The 6,011-nt window shown below is 75.4% G+C and carries 6 protein-coding genes; 4 read left to right on the forward strand and 2 right to left on the reverse strand.

Features of this window, described 5'->3' with window-relative positions:
* Positions 1-124 precede the first annotated feature (124 nt).
* The gene (locus tag ABD317_RS32500; RefSeq protein WP_344294734.1) at positions 125-1,609 is read left to right on the forward strand and encodes an aminotransferase class I/II-fold pyridoxal phosphate-dependent enzyme; all 1,485 of its coding nucleotides are present in this window, start codon (positions 125-127) and stop codon (positions 1,607-1,609) included.
* Positions 1,610-1,652: 43 nt separating this feature from the next.
* On the opposite strand, the gene ABD317_RS32505 is transcribed toward ABD317_RS32500, so the two are convergent.
* Positions 1,653-2,030, reverse strand: a complete 378-nt coding sequence (locus ABD317_RS32505) for a hypothetical protein (protein ID WP_344294736.1) — start codon at positions 2,028-2,030, stop codon at positions 1,653-1,655.
* Positions 2,031-2,147: 117 nt separating this feature from the next.
* Positions 2,148-3,119, reverse strand: coding sequence for an LLM class F420-dependent oxidoreductase (locus ABD317_RS32510; protein WP_344294738.1), 972 nt, complete (start codon positions 3,117-3,119; stop codon positions 2,148-2,150).
* 151 nt (positions 3,120-3,270) lie between these two features.
* On the opposite strand from ABD317_RS32510, the gene ABD317_RS32515 reads away from it, so the two are divergent.
* The 3 genes from ABD317_RS32515 to ABD317_RS32525 form a co-directional block, all read left to right on the forward strand.
* Positions 3,271-4,722 carry a WGR domain-containing protein gene (locus ABD317_RS32515; RefSeq protein ID WP_344294740.1) on the forward strand — a complete coding sequence of 484 codons (1,452 nt, stop codon included), beginning with the start codon at positions 3,271-3,273 and terminating at the stop codon, positions 4,720-4,722.
* Positions 4,723-4,789: 67 nt separating this feature from the next.
* Complete coding sequence (locus ABD317_RS32520) at positions 4,790-5,152, forward strand: NADH-quinone oxidoreductase subunit A (RefSeq protein ID WP_027752135.1); 363 nt, start codon at positions 4,790-4,792, stop codon at positions 5,150-5,152.
* A partial coding sequence (locus ABD317_RS32525; protein WP_344294743.1) for a hypothetical protein occupies positions 5,143-6,011 on the forward strand: 869 nt, incomplete at its 3' end. The genes ABD317_RS32520 and ABD317_RS32525, both read left to right, overlap by 10 nt.

Raw genomic sequence — 6,011 nt, forward strand, 5'->3', positions numbered from 1 at the left:
CGGCGGCGCGCCGCGGCGGAACCGCCGGGCCCGGCCGGACGGGTGAAGGCGGGCGGCGGTGCGGGGCCCGCCGCGGCGTGGCGGTGCGCCGCCCCGTACCCGGCCACCGGATAGGACTTCGGGCATGGACCACTCGTGCGCGCCCGTTCTCGAAGCCCTCGGCCGCTACCGCCGGGAAGGCCAGCTCCCGTTCACCCCGCCCGGGCACAAGCAGGCCCGCGGCGCCGACCCCGCGGTCCGCGAGGTCCTGGGGGAGGCGGTGTTCGCCTCGGACGTGCTCGCGATGAGCGGGCTGGACGACCGGCGGGCCTCGGGCGGGGTGGTGCGGGAGGCCGAGCGGCTGATGGCCGACGCCGTACGGGCCGAGCGCACGTTCTTCTCCACCTGCGGCAGCTCGCTGTCGGTGAAGGCGGCGATGCTGGCGGTGGCCGGCCCGTACGACGAACTGCTCGTGGGCCGGGACGCGCACAAGTCCGTGGTCTCCGGGCTCATCCTCTCCGGGCTCCGCCCGGTGTGGGTCGAGCCGTGCTTCGACGACGAGCGGCACCTCGCGCACCCCCCGTCCCCGGCCGCGTACGAGCGGGCCTTCGCCGCACACCCCGACGCCCGCGGCGCGCTGGTGACCAGCCCGACCCCGTACGGCTCGTGCGCGGACCTGCCCGCGCTGGCCGAGGTCTGCCACCGGCGCGGACGGCCGCTGCTGGTGGACGAGGCGTGGGGCGCCCACCTGCCGTTCTCCGACCGGCTGCCGACCTGGGCGATGGACGCCGGCGCGGACGTGTGCGTCACGAGCATCCACAAGATGGGCAGCGGTCTGGAGCAGGGCTCGGTGTTCCATCTCCGCGGGGACCGCATCGACCCGGCGGTGCTGGAGTCCCGCGCCGACCTGCTGGGCACCACCAGCCCGTCGGTCCTCATCTACGCCGGCCTCGACGGCTGGCGCCGCCAGATGGCCCTGCGCGGGCCCCGGCTGCTCGACCGCGCGCTGGACCTGGCCGGGACCGTGCGCGCGCGGATCGAGGAGATCCCCGGCCTGCACGTGGACGGCCGGGCGGAGTACACCGGCCCCGGGCGCGCCGCCGGCCTCGACCCGCTGCCCGTCGTCATCGACCTGACGGACCTCGGCGTCTCCGGCTACGCCGCGGCCGACTGGCTGCGCCGCCACCACCGCCTCAACGCCCACCTGGCCGACCACCGCCGCATCAGCACCCAGCTCACCCACGCCGACGACGAGTGGACCACCGCCGCCCTGCTGGAGGCGCTGCGGGACCTCGCCGCGCACGCCGCGGACCTCCGCCCGCCGGCCCGGGTCGACGTGCCGTCCGCGGCCCGGCTGCGGCTGGAGCAGACCTGCCTGCCGCGCGACGCCTACTTCGGCGCCGTGGCGGACGTGCCCGTCGGCGAGGCCGCGGGGCGGGTGGCGGCCGAGATGCTCACGCCCTACCCGCCGGGGATCCCCGTCGCCCTGCCCGGCGAGCGGCTGACCCGCCCGGTGCTGGACTACCTGGCCGCCGGGGTCCGCGCGGGCATGTACGTCCCGGACGCCGCCGACAGCGGGCTGCGCACGGTACGCGTCCTGGCCGACGAGGGGTCCGTGCCGAGCCTCTGACGCGGGAAGGCGCCCGTCGCACGTGCGCACGGGGGCGGGGCCGTCACAGGCGGGTCCGGTCCCGGTCCGGGTCGTCGGCCGGGATGCCGAGCCCTTCCTCAAGTTCGAGGATGCGCTCGTGTACCTGCCGGGAGTGCAGCCTGCGCTCGTACGAGCTGCGCCGCGGCCGTGCGGTGACCGCGACGACCACCAGCCGGCCGACGGCGTACACCGGGACCGTCAGCGGCCAGAGCAGCCCGGCGGCGACGGCCGCGGCGGCCACGCCGGGCCGGTCGTGGGTCTCGAAGTACCCGACCGGATCGCTGTGCTCGCCGCCTTCCAGAGAGATGATCTGCCGGCGCTGGATCCCGTAGAACAGCCGGGCGGCAAGCGGAATGCAGGCGAGGTACCCGGCCGTCGCCACGAGGAGGAACCACGACATCACGACGGACGCTCCTGGTCTCGGGACCGGCCGCGCGGACCCGCGGCCGCACCTGCCGGGTACCGCGGAAGCACCGGCGTCATGCAGCCGGCCCGCACACCCGCGCCGGGGCGGTCCTCAGCCGAACTCCTTGCGGAGCGCCGGCAGGAGCGTCTGCGACGCCCACCGCAGGAAGGCCGGCTGCGTCCCGCCGCCGATCTGGACGAGCGCCACCTCGGTGAAGCCGGCGTCCGCGAAGGGGCGGACGGCTTCCACGAAGGCGGCCGGGTCGGCGCCGCACGGGATCGACGCGGCGACGTCGCCGGGGGTGACGAACCGGGTGGCGGCGGCGAAGGAGTCCGGGTGGGGGAGTTCCGCGTTCACCTTCCAGCCGCTGCCGAACCAGCGGAACTGGTCGTGTGCGCGCGCGACCGCCGCCTCCCGGTCCGGGTCGTAGCTGACCGGCAGCTGCCCGACGCGCGGCTTGCCCGCGCCGCCGTGCCGGTCGAAGGACTCCAGCAGCCCGGCCTTGGGCTCCGTGGCGATGACGAGGTCGGCCAGCCGGCCGGCCAGCGCGCAGGACTGCTCGCCCGAGACCGCGATGCCGATCGGCGGCGGCCGGTCCGGCACGTCCCACAGCCGCGCCGAGTCGACGGAGAAGTGCCTGCCGTGCCGGGTGACGTGACGGCCGCCGAAGAGGTCGCGGATGATGCCGACGGCCTCCTCCAGCATCTCGTGCCGGACGTCGGCGCCGGGCCAGCCGCGCCCGACGACGTGCTCGTTCAGGTTCTCGCCGGCCCCCAGCCCGAGCCGGAAGCGGCCCTGTGCGAGGAGCTGGACCGTCGCGGCCTTCTGCGCCACGACCGCGGGGTGGTAGCGCATGAGGGGGCAGGTCACGTACGTCATGAGGGGGATGCGTGACGTCGCGTACGCGGCGGCGCCGAGGACGGACCAGGCGTACGGGCTGTGGCCCTGCGAGCGCAGCCACGGGAAGTAGTGGTCGGAGGTGACCGAGAAGTCGAAGCGCGCCTCCTCGGCGCCGACCACGTGCTCGACCAGGTCTCCGGGGCCGGCCTGCTCGGTCATCATCGTGTATCCGATTTGCACCATAATGCACGGTTTCCCGTTCGGGGCGGGGAGAAACCGGGCGGCCGGCGCCTCCCGGCCGGAGGCGGGACCGGGATGTCAGTGGCGGCTCCTAGCATGTGGAGTCGTCGGGCCTACCAGGAGGCGGCGGGCCCATGTCGGGGAGGGGTCTGCCATGCCTGCCGGGTCCACGGTGTCGACCACGTATCTGGAGCTGTCACAGGAGGGCGGCGGGGCGCACAAGTTCTACGAAGTGAGCGTCGACGGCTTAGTGGTGACGGTGCGTTACGGGCGGATCGGCGCCGCCGGGCAGACGCAGACGACGACGTTTCCCACGGCGGAGAAGGCGCAGGCGGCCGCGGCGAAGAAGGTGGGGGAGAAGGTCCGCAAGGGGTACGCCCCGGCCGTGCCGGGCCAGCGCGCCCCCCGTGCGGTGACCCGGCGTTCCGTGGCGTCGGCCCCGTCCACCGCGCGCCGCGTGGCCCCGGTGCTGTGGCGGTTCCGCACCGGCTCCTCGGCGTCCGGCATCCACGTCGACGACGACCGCTGCTGGGTGGGCAACCAGGCCGGCGACGTCTACACCCTGGACCACGACGGCGGGATCCTCGCCCGGTTCGGCCTGCCGGACGGCGTGAAGTGCCTGGTCGCCGACGACTTCTGGATCTACGCGGGCTGCGACGACGGCCGGGTCTACGACCTGTCCTCGAAGCTGCCGTTCGCCGCGTACGACATCGCGGCCGACGTCGACATCTTCTGGCTCGACATCCACGAGGGCGTGCTGAGCGTCTCGGACCGCGCCGGTCTGCTCACGGTCATCGACCACGAGGACGAGTACCAGTGGGCCCGCCGCAGCCGGGGCGAGCACGCCTGGCTGGTCCGCGCCGACGAGCGGGCCGTCTACCACGGCCACCACCGCGGCGTCACCGCGTACGCGCCCGACGGCAGCGGCGAGCTGTGGCACACGGCCACGCGGGGCGGCGTCCTGTTCGGCTGGCAGGAGGACGACGCCGTGTACGCGGGCACCGCGCACCGTGTGACCCAGCGGCTCTCGAAGGCCACCGGCACGATCGAGGCCACGTACGCCTGCGACAGCGCGGTGTACTCGTGCGCCACCTCGCCCGGCGGGCGGTTCGTCTTCGCGGGTGACGCCCAGTCGTCCGTCTACTGCTTCGACCGCGACGGCGCCCGGCTGTGGAAGCTGGGCACGGGCGGCGGCTCGGCGCTGTCGATGCAGTACCGCGAAGAACGGCTGTACCTGGTGACCACCGACGGCTCGCTGGTCTGCGTGGACGCGAGCGAGGCCGCCATCGCCGCGGCGCAGCAGGGCACGGTGCCGGTGGCGCGGGACGTCAAGCTCGACGCGGCCCTGCCGACGTACGCGCCGGCCACGGCCGTGAGCGCGGTGGAGAGCGTCGCCCACGCCCCCGCCGGAGCGGTCGTCGTGGAGTGCGTCCAGGAAGGCGGCCGCGCCCGGGTGCACGTGCTGACCGAGGGGTACGAACCGTCGTGGAACGTCCAGTTCCCGCGGGCGATACGGCAGCCGGGCGCCCGCTACGTCGTGGACTCCCTGCACGCGGCGGCCGGCGGCTTCTACCGGGTCCGGGGAGAGATCCGCCGCCTGCTGTGACCGCGGCGGCGGAGCCGCTTCCTCCGTTGTCGGTCGTGGCGTCTGGCCGTGACGAGGGGTGTCGGGCATGATGCTCGCCATGGCGGCATGGGAGCCGGTGCCGGTGCTGCTCGGCGTCGTGATCGGCGGCCTCGCGGCGCTGCACGGGCTGGGCGCGTGGCTGCGGGCCGGACAGCGACCGCTGGAATCAGGGCCGTTCAGCGGCGGACTGCCGCCCGAGGAGCACGCGTTCTCCCGGTTCCACGTCCGCTGGTACCCCGTGACGATGATCTTCCTGGCGTTCGACATGGAGATGTTGTTCATGTACCCGTGGGTGCGCGTGGTCCGTGAGAGGGGCACGTCGGCCGTGGTCGAGATGTTCCTCTTCCTGGGCATCCTCCTCGCGGCCGTGGCCTACGCCCGGCGCGAGGGCGCGCTGCGGTGGGCCTGAGGGACGTGCTGCTCCGGATCGGCGCGGGGCACCCCGCCGTTCTCCTCGCCTGCCTGCCGGGGGCCACGGAGACGCGGCTGGCGGTGGAGGCGGGGCTGCGGCGGCGCGGCTGGCCCGTGGCCGCGAGTCCGGCGGCGGCGAGCGCGCTGGTGGTCGTGGGGGCGGCCGGGGCGGCGGACGAGGAGTGGGTGGAGGGGCTCTGGCGGCAGATCCCCTCCCCGAAGGCCCGGTCCGCCGTGGCCGGGGCGTACGACGTCGAAGCGGCACTGGACACGCTGGTCCGTCCGGCGGCGGCGCCGGTCCCCGGGGACGGCGGCGAGCACTCGGCAGACCACGACGGGCCCGGCGGCCACGCGGACCAGGGCGGGCATCGGGACCACGACGGCCACGGCGCTCACGGCGGCCCCGACGACCATGACGGCCACGGTGGTCATGACGACCATGGCGGCCACGGAGACCACGGTGGTCATGACGACCACGGCGGTCACGGAGACCACGGGGAGCACCACGGGCACGGCGGTGTCGTCGCCGGACTGCCCCTGGCCGGGCGGGCCGACGACCGCGACGGGCTCCGCCTGGACCGGCTGCACCTGCCGCTCGGCCCGGGGCTCGCCGACTGGCCCGCGGGACTGGTGCTGGACGTCGCGCTCCAGGGAGACGTCGTCCAGCACGCCGGGGTACGCACCCTCCCGCCGCCTGCCCCGGGCGGGCTGCCGTACTGGGACGAGCCGTGGCTGCGCGCGGCGCGCGGTGAGCACGTCCCCCGCGGCACCGCCGCCCGGCGCCGCTGCGCCGCGCACCTCGACAGCGCCGCGCGCCTGCTCGCGGTCTCCGGATGGCCCGACCCGGCGGCCCGGGC

This window comes from Streptomyces synnematoformans, from assembly GCF_039531005.1.
GTDB classification, from domain to species: Bacteria; Actinomycetota; Actinomycetes; order Streptomycetales; family Streptomycetaceae; genus Streptomyces; species Streptomyces synnematoformans.